The organism is Myxococcus sp. AS-1-15, from assembly GCF_020037055.1.
Taxonomy (GTDB): domain Bacteria; phylum Myxococcota; class Myxococcia; order Myxococcales; family Myxococcaceae; genus Myxococcus; species Myxococcus fulvus.
In genome coordinates, this window is record NZ_JAIQDF010000021.1 from 95686 (window position 1) to 110610 (window position 14925).

Consider the following 14925-nt stretch of genomic DNA (forward strand, 5'->3'; position numbering starts at 1 on the left):
CCACCCCGGGGAGGGCCTTTTCGTTTGTGGGGAGGCGGGCGGCGCCAAGGGGGTAGGGTGGACGCCACGTCCCTCGCAGGAGTCCTCGCCCATGCTTCGCGCCCGCCCCATCAGCGTCGACCGTCCGGAGGACCTGACGCTGGCCTTGCGTCGCATGGGGCTGCCCACGCCCGCGCGCGAGTACCTGTTGGAGAAGGTGCCGCATGGCCAGTGGCTGCTCACCGGCGTCTCGAAGGACGTCGGCCAGTTCCTGCAGGGCCTGGCGGAGCGCTCGAACGCGCCGGGCCGCGAGGAGTTCCCTTCGTGGGTCTCGGGTGATGTGCGCACCCGCCCCGGCGCGGGCCTGTTGTCGGGGCGCCGTGAGCAGTTGGGGCGGCTCATCGCGCTCGCGCGTGCCGAGGGCGGCGAGCTCGTCGCGCTGGCGGGCGCGCTGGAGCGGGCCCTGGGCGCTCACGTGGCGCCGACGCCGCTGGTGCTCGGTGAGCGCACCTTCGAGTGGGGCTCGCGCACGTACCTCATGGGCGTGGTCAACGTGACGCCGGACAGCTTCTCCGACGGGGGGCGCTACCAGCACGTCGACGCGGCCGTGGCCCACGGGCTCGCGCTGGCGGAGGCGGGCGCGGACCTCCTGGACATCGGCGGTGAGTCCACGCGTCCCGGCTCACGGGCCGTCCTGGCCGAGGAGGAGGTGGCCCGGGTGCTGCCGGTCATCGAGGGCCTGCGGGCCCGCACCGCCGTGCCCCTGTCGGTGGACACCACCAAGTCGGCCGTGGCGCGCGAGGTGCTCCAGGCGGGCGCGCACCTCATCAACGACATCACCGGCTTCCGCACGGACCTGGAGCTGCCCCGCGTGGTGGCGGAGTTCGGCGCCGCCTGTTGTCTGATGCACATCCAGGGGACCCCCAGCACGATGCAGCAGGCGCCGTCGTACGAGGACCTGGTGGACGAGGTGCTGACGTACCTGGAGGACTCCTCCGCCGTGGCGGCGGCCGCGGGGGTGCCGCGCGAGCGCATCCTGCTGGACCCGGGCATCGGCTTCGGCAAGACGTTCGACCACAACCTCTACCTGCTGCGACGGCTGGGGGAGCTGCGCGTGCTCGGGCTGCCCCTGCTGGTGGGCACCAGCCGCAAGGGTTTCCTCGGCGCCCTGACGGGTGGCAAGCCGGCGGGCGAGCGTCTGGCGGCGACGCTGGGCTCCGTGGCGGCGATGGCGGTGCTGGGCGGCGCGGACATCGTCCGGGTGCACGACGTGGCGGAGGCTCGCGACGCGCTCCTGGTGGCGGATGCGATTCGCGTGGCGCGCGACGGAGGGACCCTGCTCGGACGCTGAGCCGGCGTGGGCCGCGCGCCACACGGCGGCGGTGGAGCCGCGTGTAGGCGTGGGGCGGGGGCTGGTATCGTTTTCGCACTGACCTTCAACGGTGATACAGCCTGCAAGCCCGGGCCGTTGCCGGGGGAGCATCGGGGCCCTACCTTCGAGCCCCGGCGGTGGGCGGGGTATAAGCCCCGACGTCGAGCGACCGGCGAAGGCCCGGCGTGGGAAAGGTGGAGCGGAAAGCCATGGCGTACAGGATGAACATGCCTCCCAAGGAGGAGCGCGCGTCGCAGAAGCTGTTCGGCACGGACGGGGTTCGCGGAAAGGCGAACGTCTACCCGATGACAGCGGAAGTCGCGATGCAGCTCGGGCGGGCGCTCGCGTACCTCATCCGCAATGGACCGCACCGCCACCGCGTCATCGTGGGCAAGGACACGCGACTGTCGGGCTACATGCTCGAGCAGGCGCTGGCCGCGGGCCTGACGTCCATGGGCGTCGACGTGGAGCTGGTCGGTCCGCTGCCGACGCCGGGCATCTCCAACATCACCACGTCCATGCGCGCGGACGCGGGCGCGGTCATCTCCGCGTCCCACAACCCGTACGAGGACAACGGCATCAAGTTCTTCTGGCGCGACGGCTTCAAGCTGCCGGACGAGACGGAAGGCAAGATTGAAGAGCTGCTGTCCACGGGCGCCATCGACTCCATCCGTCCCACGGCGACGAAGATTGGCCGCGCGTTCCGCATGGAGGACGCGCGGGGCCGCTACATCGTGTTCCTCAAGGCGACCTTCCCGCGCGAGCTGACGCTCGAGGGGATGACCATCGTCGTCGACTGCGCCAACGGCGCGGCCTACAAGACGGCGCCCGCGGTGCTGGAGGAGCTGGGCGCGAAGGTCATCACGCTGGGCGTCTCGCCGGACGGCAAGAACATCAACCACAAGTGCGGCGCGCTGTACCCGGAGAACCTGGCGCGCACGGTGCTCAAGCACGGCGCCCACCTGGGCATCGCGCTGGACGGCGACGCCGACCGGCTCATCGTCGTGGACGAGAAGGGCAAGGTCGTGGATGGCGACGCCATCATGGCCATCTGCACCGGCGAGCTGGTGGCCCGAAAGCAGCTCAAGAAGAAGGTGCTGGTCTCCACGGTGATGAGCAACGTCGGCCTGGAGCGCGCGGTGGCGCGCTGGGGCGTGAAGGTGGCTCGCACGCGCGTGGGGGACAGGTACGTCGTCGAGGAGATGCGCAAGAACGGCTACAACCTGGGCGGTGAGCAGAGCGGCCACCTCATCTTCCTGGACCACACCACGACGGGGGACGGCACGCTGGCGGCGCTCCAGCTGCTCGCGGTGATGTGCCGCGCGGGCAAGCCCCTGAGCGAGCTGGCCTCCATCTTCGAGCCGGTGCCCCAGACGCTGGTCAACGTGGTGGTGAAGCAGAAGAAGGAGCTGGGCGAGCTGCCGGACGTGATGAAGATCATCAAGTCCGTGGAGCAGAAGCTCGGCAACTCCGGCCGCGTGCTGGTGCGCTTCTCCGGCACCGAGCCCAAGGCGCGCGTGCTGGTGGAGGGCGAGGACGCCGCTCGCAACGAGGCCTACGCGAAGGACATCGCCGACGCCCTGGCGAAGGCGCTCAACCGCTAGTCGTCGTTCACGACGGTTGACTTCCGGACGCTGGCCGCGATTAGAGGGGCCAGCGCGTGCCGGGGCCCCCGACAATCCCGGCACCGCGCGTCAAGCGAGGTGCGGTCGATGGGACAGCGACTGGGTGTCAACGTGGACCATGTGGCGACGCTGCGGCAGGCGCGGCGCACCACGTATCCGGATCCGGTGACGGCGGCCGCGCTGGCGGAGCTGGCCGGCGCGCAGCAGATCACCATCCACCTGCGCGAGGACCGCCGCCACATCCAGGACCGCGACCTGCGCATCCTGCGTGAGACGACGCAGACGCTGCTCAATCTGGAGATGGCGGCCACCCCGGAGATGGTGAAGATCGCCTACGAGCACAAGCCGGACGTGGTGACGCTGGTGCCCGAGCGCCGCGAGGAGCTCACCACCGAGGGTGGGCTCGAGGTCGCCGGCCAGCGCGAGCACGTCGCGAAGATCATCAAGAACCTCAAGGACGGCGAAATCACCGTCTCGCTGTTCATCGACCCGGACCTGGACCAGGTGCGCGCGTCGCACAAGGTGAACGCGGACCGGATTGAATTGCACACGGGCCGCTACTGCGAGGCGCGCAACGAGAAGGAGCGCGCGCGGGAGCTGGCGCGCATCGTCGATGCGGCGAAGGCGGGCACCAAGCTGGGCCTGGGCGTGGCCGCGGGCCACGGGCTCAACTACGACAACGTGCAGCCCATCGCCCGCATCGCGGAGATCGACGAGCTGAATATCGGCCACGCCATCGTCGCGCGCGCGGTGCTGGTGGGCTTCGACCGGGCGGTCCGGGAGATGCTCGACCTGATGCGCAACCCGGGATAGCGCGCCATGGGAATCCGGGGCCTGGGTCTGGACATCTGCTCCATCTCCCGCATCCAGCGCATCCTGGACGGGCCTCGCGCGGAGCCGTTCCTGAACCGCGTCTACACCGAACACGAGCGCGCCCTGTGTGGCCAGCGTCACGACGCGGCCAGCGCCTACGCCGCGCGCTTCGCGGCCAAGGAGGCGCTGGTGAAGGCCCTGGGCGCGCCGCCGGGCATCCGCTGGAAGGACATGGAGGTGCGTCGCGACGGCGGCGCGCCGTACTTCGGCCTGTCCGGCGTGGCGCTCGAGGTGATGGAGGCCCGGGGGCTGGAGGCCTTCCTCGCGTTGACCCACGACGCCGACGTGGCCGCCGCCACGGTGGTGCTGCAGTCGAAAGGGGAGTGAAGCCATGCTGCGCGTCCTCACCGCCGCCCAGATGCGTCAGGCCGAAGAGGCCGCCGAGCAGCGCCACGGGATGCCCTCCGCACTGCTGATGGAGAACGCGGGGCGGGGGCTGGCGGAGGTGGCGCGCAAGCTCGCGGGGCCTGATGGCCGCTTCGTGGTGGTGTGTGGACCGGGCAACAACGGCGGCGACGGGCTGGTCGCGGCGCGCTTCCTCCTCGAGGGCGGCGCGCGCGTCTCGGTGACGCTCGTGGGCGACACCGCGAAGCTGACGCCCGAGTCGAAGCGCAACCTGGAGGCGCTGCGGGGCTTCGGTGGTTCGGCGCTCGCGCTGGAGTCGGTGGAGCCTCCCTCCACGGGCGACGTGGTGGTGGACGCGCTGTTCGGCACGGGGCTGAGCCGGGCGCCGGCGGGCGCGTTCGCGGAGGCCATCTCCGCCCTCCACCGGTGGCGACGCGCGGGCGCGAAGGTGGTGGCCGCGGACGTGCCGTCCGGTCTGCGGAGCGACACGGGCGAGCCCTTCTCTCCCTGCGTGGAGGCGGACGCGACGGTGGCCTTTGGCTTCCTCAAGCCGGGCCAGGTCCTGGAGCCCGGGGCCTCGCTGTGTGGCCGCGTGCACCGCGTGGACATCGGCATGGGGGGCGCGGCGTCGCGCGACATCACCGGCGCCGAGCTGTTCGTGGTGGAGGAGGCCGACGCGCGCCGCACGCTGCCCGCGCGCAAGGCGGACACGCACAAGGGCACCTACGGGCACGTGCTGGTGGTCGCCGGCAGCCGGGGGAAGACGGGCGCCGCGGCGCTGGTCGCGAAGGCGGCGCTGCGCTCCGGCGCGGGGCTCGTCACGGTGGCCACGCGAAGCGACGCGCTGGAGTCCGTGCAGTCGCACTCCGCCGAAATCATGGGCATCCCCCTGGACGGCTCGGGCCCGCTGGGGCTGGGGGATCTGGACGCGCTGCTCGCGGCGGCCGAGGGCAAGGACGCGCTCGTGATGGGGCCGGGCATCCCCCGGGGCCCCGAGACGGGCCGGCTCATCGGCGAGCTGCTCTCGCGCGTGGAGCTGCCCGCGGTGCTGGACGCGGACGCGCTCAACGCGGTGGCGGAGGACCTCTCCGTGCTCCGCCGCGCCAAGGGGCCCGTCGTGCTCACGCCCCACCCGGGCGAGATGGCGCGCCTGACGGGCAGGTCCACCAAGGAGGTCCAGTCACACCGGTTGGACCTCGTGGGTCGACTGGCGGCCGGGCTCAACGCGACGGTGGTGCTCAAGGGGGACCGCACGCTCACCGCGCACGCGGATGGCCGGGTGTTCATCAACACCACGGGCAACCCGGGCATGGCCACGGGTGGCTCCGGGGACGTGTTGTCCGGTGTGTGCGGCGCGCTCCTGGCGCAGGCCTTCCCGCTGCCCGACGCCATCTGGACGGCGGTCTACACGCATGGCCTCGCCGGAGACCTGGCGGCGGCGCGACGCGGGCAGCTGGGACTGGTGGCGGGGGACCTCATCGAGCAGGGGCTCTGCGAGGTGTGGCTGCGGTGGGAGCGATGAGCGACACGGTGCTGTCGAGCGAGGTGCGGCGATGAGCGAGTCCAACACGGTGGAGCGGCGCGTGACGCTGGCCTCGCCCGAGGAGACCCATCGGCTCGGAGTCCGGCTGGGCGAGCTGCTCGAGCCGGGGGACTTCGTGGGCCTGATTGGCGATTTGGGCGCGGGCAAGACGCACCTGGTGCGCGGCGTGGCCGAGGGCGCGCGCGTGCCTCGCTCCGAGGTGGCCAGCCCCACCTTCGCGATTGTGTACCCGTACTCCGGCCGCATCCCGCTGTACCACGCGGACCTGTACCGCCTGACGGGCTACGACGACCTCTACGCCACCGGCTTCATGGACCTGGTGGGCGGCGAGGGCGCGGTGCTGGTGGAGTGGTTGGACCGGGTGCCGGAGGCCGCGCCTCGCGAGCACCTGCGAGTCACGCTGGCCCACGCGGGCGAGGACTCGCGCACCCTGGAGGCCCAGGCCTTCGGGGCCCGGGCCTCGGCGCTGCTGACGTCCTGGCTGCCCTGACGTCAGGCGGCGTGCTGGCTGGGGCCCGGCGTGGGCGGCGGGACGACGTCGCCCGCGAGCTCCGGCACCCGCCAGCGGTGGAAGACGAGCCCGGCGTCCACGCCGATGACGTCCTCCTCCTGGACCGGCGCCCAGTGCGGCCCGCCGCACAGCGCCTCGCTGGAGACGATGAGCTGCTCCAGCCGCGTGCCCGCGACGGGCAGGCCGCCCAGCTCGCACCGCGCGCCGCCCACGGAGACGAAGAGCGTCCGGTTGCGCCGCGAGGCCACCATCACCTCGCCGTTGGTGACGAGGAAGTTCATCGCGGAGCGCTGCTGCGCCTGCGAGTCATCCGTGATGGCCGCCACCAGCCCCATCGTCTCCGCGAGCGCCCGCGCGACGTCCTCGACGGGGACCGAGCCGACGATGGGATGCCTGGCCGCCAGGCGGGTGAGGAAGAGGTAGAAGCACCGCTCGCTGTCCGTGGTACCCCGGATGCCCACGCGCAGTGTCGGACAGATGAGCTCCTCCACCGCGGCGCGGTGCCGGGCGAAGTCCCTCAACGTCCCATTGTGGACGAACGTCCAGCGGCCGTGGTGGAAGGGGTGGGAGTTGCGCAGCTCCACCGCGCCCACCGACGCCAGACGGATGTGCGCCACCACCGTGTGTGAGGACACACGGCTGCTGACGCGCTCGAAGTCGGGGTCACTGTGCGCGGGCCCCACACCGTGGGCCACGACAGGCGCCGCTTCGGCGCCGTAGGCGGCGATTCCCCATCCATCCTTGTGCTCGCGTGACTGGATGAGGAGCGAGTTCTTCTGCGTCACCAGCGAGGGGTGGACCGCGGAAGGGACTGACGATCTGAATCCAAAAAGTCGGCACATGGCTGCAGTTGGTACTTATAACGGCCGGCCCCGACGGGAAGTTCTCCTGCACTCCCGTGCGACGCACGTGTCACCAGTCGACGTCGCTTCACCCGCAGGAATTCAGCTCCTGCTGGACGACCACACGCCCGGCTTTCACCACCGTGCGCGCGTGCCCTATTCCTAAATGGTAGGGCAGATGGCGGAAAGACGCACAACTGAACAACACCAGGTCGCCTGCATCACCCACGGCCAACCGCCCTTGTCGTTGCAGTCCCAATGACAACGCGGCGCCACGGGTCGCGGCCCAGTACGCCTCCGCGGCACTGAGGCCGTTCTCCAGACACGCGAGCCCCAGCGCCAACGCCGTGTTTTCGCTCATGGCGGAGCCCGGGTTGACGTTGGTGCCCAAAGCGACATTGAGGCCCGCGTCGCGGATGCGACGTCCCGGCGCGTAGGGGCGCATGCGCAGGAAGAGGGTGGAGGTGGGCACGAGCACCGCGGTGACGTTGGCGGCGGCGAGCGCGCGCAGGCCGGCGTCGGTGACCTGCTCCAGGTGGTCGGCGGTGGCGGCGCCCAGCTCGGCGGCGAGCTCGGAGGCGCCGAAGGCGGTGAGCTGGTCGGCGTGGAGGCGCGGCTGCATCCCCAGCTCGCGGCCGGCGGTGAGGATGCGGCGGGCCTCGTCGACGGTGAAGGCGCTGTCCTCGACGAAGACGTCGCAGAAGCGCGCCAGGCTCTCTTGGGCGACGGCGGGCAGGATTTCGTCGATGCAGAGGCGGACGTAGTCCTCGCGGCGCTCGCGGTACTCCGCGGGGATGGCGTGCGCGCACAGCAGCGTGGGCACCAGCTCCACGGGCGTCATCGTGTTGAGCCTGCGCACCACGCGCAGCATCTTCAGCTCGGTCTCCACGTCGAGCCCGTAGCCGCTCTTCACCTCCGCCACCGTCACGCCCTGCGCGAGCAGCCGCTGCACGCGGGGCAGCGCCAGCCGCACCAGCTCCTCCTCGCTGGCCGCGCGCGTGGCGCGCACGGTGCTGACGATGCCGCCGCCGGCCTTGGCGATTTCAAGGTACGTGGCGCCCTGGTTGCGCAGGTCGAACTCCGCGGAGCGCTCGCCGGCGAAGACCAGGTGTGTGTGCGGGTCCACGAAGGCGGGGCCCACGAAGCCGCCCTTCGCGTCGAGCACCTCCGTGCCCGTTCCCACGCTGCCCGGCGGCAGCGTGGCCTCCGCGCCCACGTACGCGATGCGACCGGCGCGGATGCCCACGCAGGCGTGGGGACGCGAGGTGAGGGCGGCCTCGGCGGGCTCGCGGTGCGTGCCCTCCAGGGTGAGGACCTCGGACGTGTTTCGGACCAGCAAGTCCAGCGCATCCATGACGTCAACGACCTCCACGCACACCCACGATGGGAACGTTCCAGCTCGTGCTGTCTCCGACCTTCGCGCGACCGAAGCCCCCCGACAGCTCCAGGGTGTCCAGCCATCCCCACGTGAAGCGCGCGGCGACGACACCGCCGTAGTACAGCGAGCCGTTGCTCACGCCATGCGACGACAGCGTGTGCACGGCGACGAAGGGGACCAGGCCCACCGACACCCCGGGCTCCGGCGAGAAGCTCAGGGCACATGTCGCCTCCGCGCCCGCCATGCTGCCCGGTCCGCCCTTGCTCGAGGAGATGCCGAAGTCGGACGCCCCGCGCACCGCGAGCGAGGGCGCGAGTCCCAGCTGCTCGGAGCCGAGGTAATAGGACATGCCCGCGTAGACGCCGTAGCCGGGCACGGGCAGCGGCAGGAACATCTCGCCCTGCAGGCCCGTGTGCAGGTGCAGCCGCTCGGTGAGCGGCCACGTCATCGCGGCGTCGAAGGCGAGCCCCCACTGCTGGGTGGAGAAGCTCGCGTCGTCGCCGCGGAAGCGGTCATCGGTGCCGACGGAGGGCACCGTCCCCGCGATGGGCGCGCTGAGCCGGGGGCCGGTGCGGATGCCCGCCTGGAGCATCCGCTGCTGGGCCGAGCCGGGCCCCAGGCGCATCAGCATGGGGCCGACGGCGGAGGGCGCACACGCCGCGAGCGCTCCGAGAGCAAGGGCGAGCAACAGCGTCAGGCTCGGGCGCGCGGGGTGGGCCATGGCGAGGCACAAGGCTACACGGTGATGCCCGGAATCTTCACGCCCCGCTCCTTGGCCACCTCGATGGCCTCGGGGTAGCCCGCGTCCGCGTGGCGCAGCACGCCCATGCCGGGGTCGCTGGTGAGCACGCGCTCGATGCGGCGCGCGGCCTCGGCGGTCCCGTCCGCGACGATGACCTGACCGGCGTGCAGCGAGTAGCCCATGCCCACGCCGCCGCCGTGGTGGAAGGACACCCACGACGCGCCATTCACCGCGTTCACCAGCGCGTTGAGGATGGGCCAGTCCGCCACCGCGTCCGTGCCGTCCTTCATCGCCTCCGTCTCGCGGTTGGGCGACGCCACCGAGCCGCAGTCCAGGTGATCTCGCCCGATGACGATGGGCGCCTTCACCTTGCCCGTGCGCACCAGCTCGTTGAACGCGAGGCCCGCCTTGGCGCGCTCGCCGTAGCCCAGCCAGCAGATGCGCGCGGGCAGGCCCTGGAACGCCACGCGCTCCTCCGCCATGTTCAGCCAGCGCTGCAGCGAGGCCTTCTGCGGGAACAGCTCGCGCACCACGCGGTCCGTGACGCGGATGTCCTCGGGGTCTCCGGACAGCGCCACCCAGCGGAACGGGCCCATGCCCTCGCAGAACAGCGGGCGGATGTACGCGGGCACGAAGCCGGGGAACTCGAACGCGTTCTCCATGCCGCCCAGCTGCGCCTGGCCGCGCAGGTTGTTGCCGTAGTCGAACACGTGGCAGCCGGCGGCCTGGAAGTCGTTCATCGCCTCCACGTGTTCAATCATGGACTCGCGCGCGCGGCGCACGTAGCCCTCCGGGTCTCTCTTGCGCAGCTCGGCCGCGGCCTCCAGCGACAGGTCCGTGGGGATGTAGCCGTTGAGCGGGTCATGCGCGCTGGTCTGGTCCGTGACGAGGTCCGGTTTGATTCCGCGGCGGTACAGCTCGCGGAACACCGAGGCCGCGTTGCCGATGACGCCGATGGAGCGGCCCACGCGCTTGGCTTGAGCCTCCTTCACCATCGCCAGCGCCTCGTCGAGGTCCTTGGCGACGACGTCCAGGTAGCGCGTCTCCACGCGGCGCTGGGCGCGCCACGGGTCGATCTCCACGCCCAGGAACACGGCGTTGTTCATGGTGGCCGCGAGCGGCTGCGCGCCGCCCATGCCGCCCAGGCCGCCGGAGAGGATGAGGCGGCCGGAGAGGTCGTCGGTGCCGAAGTGGAAGCGGCCGGCGGCGGCGAACGTCTCGTAGGTGCCCTGGAGGATGCCCTGGGTGCCGATGTAGATCCACGAGCCGGCCGTCATCTGGCCGTACATCATCAGGCCCTTCTTCTCCAGCTCGTGGAAGTGCTCCCAGTTGGCCCAGCGGCCCACGAGGTTGGAGTTGGCGATGAGCACGCGCGGCGCGTCGGGGTGCGTGCGGAAGACGCCCACGGGCTTGCCGGACTGGACGAGCAGCGTCTCGTCGTCGGCGAGGCCCTGGAGGCTGGAGACGATGCGGTCGAAGGAGGGCCAGTCGCGAGCGGCCTTGCCGGTGCCGCCGTAGACGACGAGGTCCGCGGGATTCTCGGCGACCTCCGGGTCGAGGTTGTTCATCAACATCCGGAGCGCGGCCTCCTGGACCCAACCCTTGCACGAGAGGGTGGAACCACGGGGGGCGCGGATGACGCGGGACATGAACGGACTCCTGAGGAATGGCTGACGGAAAGGCCCGGCACACTACCCGAACCCGTGGAGCGCGGGGGTAGCACCGTGAGGGCCTTCGCGCGCAGTGTCCGCTGGAGGCTTGGGGCGCGCCCCGTCCCCGAGGTGGGGACGGGCACGCTCCGTCCATGACGCGCGGGGCCGAAGCCCGCTTCAGGAGTGCAGCGAGCCGTCGTCGTCCGGCACCTGGAGCGGCGCCTGGGAGGTGGGAGGCCGCGCCACGCCCTCGCTCCGGTGGAGGCGCAGGTGGTTGAGGACCTCCTTCACGCCGAGCACCGACTCGGTGACGTCCTCGATGGCGCGCTTCTCGTCGCGGCTGCGCACGCTCCCGGCGAGCGTCACCACGCCGTCCTGCACCTGCACCCCCACGTCCGAGGCGTCCATCCACTCCTGCATCAGCCGGTCGCAGATGTCGGCGCGGATGCGGTCATCGCCTCGCTGGTAGCCGCGGGGCCCGCGTCCCTGGGGCGCGCGGGGGCGGATGGGGCCTCCGGCGTAGCCACCATGGCCCAGGTCGTGGTCATCCGCGCGCGTCGCGCTGGTGGAGAACCCCACCCGGGGCGGCGCCATGTTCTCCACGCCCGGTCCGTGTCCCGAGGGCTGGGTGCCGCCCAGCCGCACATCCGCCTCGGCGGGCCGCTCGCGAGGGCGCAGCTCCCGGAGTTCGTCCATCCACGCCTCGGGTTCATCCCAGGTATCCGCGCCGCGTCGCCCCTGGCGCGAGTGGCCCGGCCCCACGTCCCCGCGACGGAGCGAGTCCGAAGGCGCATCCCTCCAGCGGCCCCGGTGCGCGCCGCCCCTGTCGTCGGGCGGGCCGTGGCGCGAGTGGCTCGGGCTCACGTCCCCGCGACGGAGCGAGTCCGAGGGCGCGTCTCTCCAGGAGGCCCGGTGCGCGCCGCCCCGGTCGTCGGGCGGGCCGTGGCGTCGTGGCGCATCCTCGTCGAGCGCGCGGAAGGTGCCGCTCGGGCTGTAGCCCGGTCGTCGGGCAATCCGCTCCGGGTCGAAGTGCCGGGCGCGGCGGTCCATCTCTCGGTCGCGGTCGAAGTCCCGGCCATACTCGTGGGCCCGGTCCAGCGCCCTGGCCGCGTCGCCGAAGTCCCGGTCGATTTCATAGTCGAGCGAGTCCCGGTCGCCTCGGAGCGTGCGGTAGTCCCGGTCGCGGTCGAGGTCCCGGGAGGGGTGCTCGAAGTCGCGCCGGGCGTCCCAGTCAGAGCGGTGGGAGTCGCGGCCCGGACGAGCATGGTGCTCAGGGTGCTCGTGACGGGGCGGGCCCCGGTGGTGGCCCGGGTCCCCGGCGCGCCAGGCAGGCGGGCCCTCGTGTTCGCTGCGCGGGTGGCGTCTGCCTTCGTGCTCTCCGCGGCCGTGTCGCTCTTTGCCCCGTCGGTCGGGGTCATCATGGCGCCTTCCACTCATGTCATCCGCCTCCTTGGATTCCGGCTCGCGCGTGGGGTCCTGTCCTCCAGAGGGTTTTGACCGCGAGCGTTCCCGGCAACGCCGCCTCGCCTCGTCGGTCGTCCGGGCGTGGGCCGGGCGGGGAGCGGGGGCCCGACGGGCTTCGAGCAGGCGTTACCGCGAGGCCCGGGAGCGGTAGAGTCGCGCGCGCCACGAGCGGACGGTCGTCCGGAGGGCACCAGGAGAGGGCGGGCATGGCCGAGACACAGCGGGACGACGAGGACACCCGGAGTGGGCAGGGCGCGGCGCTGGCCCGGCCCCTGCCACCGGTCCAACCGCCCGACGAGCCGAGGCCTCCCCTGGTCAGTCTCCCTCCCACCGTGGCGGGTGGCGTGCCCGCCATCGTCTCCTCGATGAAGCACGCGTGGGGCGAGATGGGCCCGGTGCGCGGCACGTTCCTCCTGCACAAGGTAAATCAGAAGGACGGTTTCGACTGTCCGGGCTGCGCGTGGCCGGACCCAGGGCATCGCTCGGTGGCGGAGTTCTGCGAGAACGGCGCGAAGGCGGTGGCGGAGGAGGGCACGAAGGAGCGCGTGACGCCCGACTTCTTCCGGCAGTGGAGCGTCGCGGAGCTGTGCGCGCAGTCGGACCACTGGCTGGGCAAGCAGGGGCGACTGACGCACCCGATGGTGCTGCGCGAGGACGCCACGCACTACACGCCCATCTCCTGGGACGAGGCCTTCGCGCTCGTGGCCGAGGAGCTCAACGCGCTGGAGTCGCCCGACGCAGCGTGCTTCTACACCTCCGGGCGCACGAGCAACGAAGCGGCGTTCCTGTACCAACTGTTCGTGCGGCAGTTCGGAACGAACAACCTGCCGGACTGCTCGAACATGTGTCACGAGTCCAGCGGCACGGGGCTCGGCGAGACGATTGGCATCGGCAAGGGCACCGTCACGCTGGAGGACTTCGAGCAGGCGCAGGCCGTCTTCGTCATCGGCCAGAACCCAGGCACCAACCATCCGCGCATGCTCTCCACGCTCCAGGCCGCGGCGCGCCGGGGCTGCGAAATCGTCAGCATCAACCCGCTGCCCGAGGCGGGGCTCAATCGCTTCCGGCATCCGCAGGAGGTGTTCCAGTTGTTGGGCCCGGGAACGGCGCTCAACAGCCAGTTCCTCCAGGTGCGCATCAACGGGGACGTGGCGCTGCTGCAGGGGTTGGGCAAGGCGCTGCTGGAGATGGAGGCCGAGCGGCCCGGCACGGTGGTGGCGCGCGGGTTCATCGAGGACAAGACGCTCGGGTTCGACGCGTACGCGCGCAACGTGAGCGCGGTGAGCTGGGACGACGTGGTGGCGCGCAGCGGGGTGCCGCGACCGCAGATTCAGGCGGCTGCGGAGCTGCTGGCCCGCTCCGAGCGCATCATCTTCTGCTGGGCCATGGGCCTGACGCAGCACCGCAACGCGGTGGCCAACATCCAGGAGATCGTCAACCTGGCGCTCCTGCGCGGCAGCATCGGCAAGCCGGGCGCGGGCCTGTGTCCGGTGCGCGGGCACAGCAACGTGCAGGGCGACCGCACCATGGGCATCTGGGAGCGGCCGAAGCCCGAGTTCCTGGACGCGCTCGCGCGGGAGCTCGACTTCGAGCCTCCCCGGCACCATGGCAAGGACGTGGTGGACACGCTCCACGGCATGCACGAGGGACAGGTGCGGGTGTTCTTCGCGCTCGGGGGCAACTTCCTGTCGGCCACGCCGGACACGGAGTTCACCGCGCGGGCGCTGCGGCGCACCCGGCTCACGGTGCATGTGTCCACCAAGCTCAACCGCGCGCACCTGGTCCACGGACGGCGCGCCCTCATCCTCCCGTGCCTGGGAAGGACGGAGCGCGATGTGCAGGCGGGGGGGCCTCAGTTCGTGACGGTGGAGAACTCGATGGGCGTGGTGCACGCCACGCGCGGCGCGGTGGCCCCGGCGTCCGAGCACCTGCTCAGCGAGCCGGTGATCGTCGCGCGGCTGGCGACGGCGGTGTTGGGCTCGCGCTCGAAGGTGCCGTGGATGTCATGGGTGGAGGACTACTCCCGGGTGCGGGACTTGATTGCCCGGGTCATCCCGGGGTTCGCCGACTTCAATCGGCGCGTCCAGGAGCCGGGCGGGTTCTACCTGCCGAACGGGCCTCGGGAAGGGCGCTTCACCACGGCGAGTGGGAAGGCGCACTTCACGGTGCACACCATGCCGGGCGAGGAGTTGGAGCCCGGGCAGTTGATGATGATGACGCTGCGCACGCATGACCAGTTCAACACCACGGTGTATGGATTGGATGACCGCTACCGTGGCATCAAGGGTGGGCGGCGCGTGGTGTTGATGCATCCCAAGGACATCCAGGAGCGCGGGCTCACCGAGGGCCAGGTGGTGGACCTGACGAGCCACTTCCGGGGCGAGACGCGGGTGGCGAGGCGATTCGTGGTGGTGCCGTACAACATCCCCCGGCGGTGCGCGGCGACGTACTTCCCGGAGACGAACGTGCTGGTGCCGGTGGACAGCTTCGCGGAGAAGAGCCGCACGCCGGCCTCGAAGTCCGTGGTCATCACCGTGGCGCCGTCGGTCGAGGCGCCTTCCCTCGTCGAGGGTTCGACTTCATGAGGTCCGTGAGCGCG

12 protein-coding genes are annotated in these 14925 nt (G+C 71.5%); 7 read left to right on the top strand and 5 right to left on the bottom strand.

The features are described 5' to 3' along the window. Positions 1-91: 91 nt before the first annotated feature. The 6 genes from folP to tsaE all read left to right on the top strand — a co-directional run bounded on the left by folP (position 92) and on the right by tsaE (position 6227). Positions 92-1330, top strand: coding sequence for a dihydropteroate synthase (gene folP, locus K8625_RS38920; protein WP_223785557.1), 1239 nt, complete (start codon positions 92-94; stop codon positions 1328-1330). A gap of 230 nt (positions 1331-1560) precedes the next feature. Next, complete coding sequence (gene glmM / locus K8625_RS38925) at positions 1561-2955, top strand: phosphoglucosamine mutase (protein ID WP_223747532.1); 1395 nt, start codon at positions 1561-1563, stop codon at positions 2953-2955. 108 nt (positions 2956-3063) lie between these two features. Further along, on the top strand, positions 3064-3789 hold the full coding sequence (locus K8625_RS38930) for a pyridoxine 5'-phosphate synthase (RefSeq protein ID WP_141324198.1): 726 nt from the start codon (positions 3064-3066) through the stop codon (positions 3787-3789). A gap of 6 nt (positions 3790-3795) precedes the next feature. Continuing rightward, a complete protein-coding gene (gene acpS, locus K8625_RS38935) occupies positions 3796-4176 on the top strand; it encodes a holo-ACP synthase (RefSeq protein ID WP_046714514.1) in 381 nt (126 codons plus the stop codon). A 4-nt stretch (positions 4177-4180) separates the two neighbouring features. Further along, positions 4181-5716 carry an NAD(P)H-hydrate dehydratase gene (locus K8625_RS38940; RefSeq protein WP_223785558.1) on the top strand — a complete coding sequence of 512 codons (1536 nt, stop codon included), beginning with the start codon at positions 4181-4183 and terminating at the stop codon, positions 5714-5716. Between the two features lie 31 nt (positions 5717-5747). Continuing rightward, positions 5748-6227, top strand: a complete 480-nt coding sequence (gene tsaE / locus K8625_RS38945) for a tRNA (adenosine(37)-N6)-threonylcarbamoyltransferase complex ATPase subunit type 1 TsaE (protein WP_223785559.1) — start codon at positions 5748-5750, stop codon at positions 6225-6227. 2 nt (positions 6228-6229) lie between these two features. Here tsaE and K8625_RS38950 read toward each other — a convergent pair whose 3' ends face one another. The 5 genes from K8625_RS38950 to K8625_RS38970 form a co-directional block, all read right to left on the bottom strand. Beyond that, a complete protein-coding gene (locus K8625_RS38950; RefSeq protein ID WP_223785560.1) occupies positions 6230-7090 on the bottom strand; it encodes a class II glutamine amidotransferase in 861 nt (286 codons plus the stop codon). A gap of 88 nt (positions 7091-7178) precedes the next feature. Beyond that, the gene (hutI, locus tag K8625_RS38955) at positions 7179-8444 is read right to left on the bottom strand and encodes an imidazolonepropionase (RefSeq protein ID WP_223747536.1); all 1266 of its coding nucleotides are present in this window, start codon (positions 8442-8444) and stop codon (positions 7179-7181) included. A 4-nt stretch (positions 8445-8448) separates the two neighbouring features. Beyond that, on the bottom strand, positions 8449-9189 hold the full coding sequence (locus tag K8625_RS38960; RefSeq protein WP_223785561.1) for a hypothetical protein: 741 nt from the start codon (positions 9187-9189) through the stop codon (positions 8449-8451). Positions 9190-9203: 14 nt separating this feature from the next. After that, on the bottom strand, positions 9204-10859 hold the full coding sequence (gene hutU / locus K8625_RS38965; protein WP_223747538.1) for a urocanate hydratase: 1656 nt from the start codon (positions 10857-10859) through the stop codon (positions 9204-9206). A gap of 180 nt (positions 10860-11039) precedes the next feature. Continuing rightward, on the bottom strand, positions 11040-12299 hold the full coding sequence (locus K8625_RS38970) for a BON domain-containing protein (RefSeq protein ID WP_223747539.1): 1260 nt from the start codon (positions 12297-12299) through the stop codon (positions 11040-11042). A gap of 233 nt (positions 12300-12532) precedes the next feature. Between K8625_RS38970 and K8625_RS38975 the strand changes: the two genes are divergently transcribed. Continuing rightward, on the top strand, positions 12533-14911 hold the full coding sequence (locus K8625_RS38975) for an FdhF/YdeP family oxidoreductase (protein WP_223747540.1): 2379 nt from the start codon (positions 12533-12535) through the stop codon (positions 14909-14911). Positions 14912-14925: the final 14 nt, after the last annotated feature.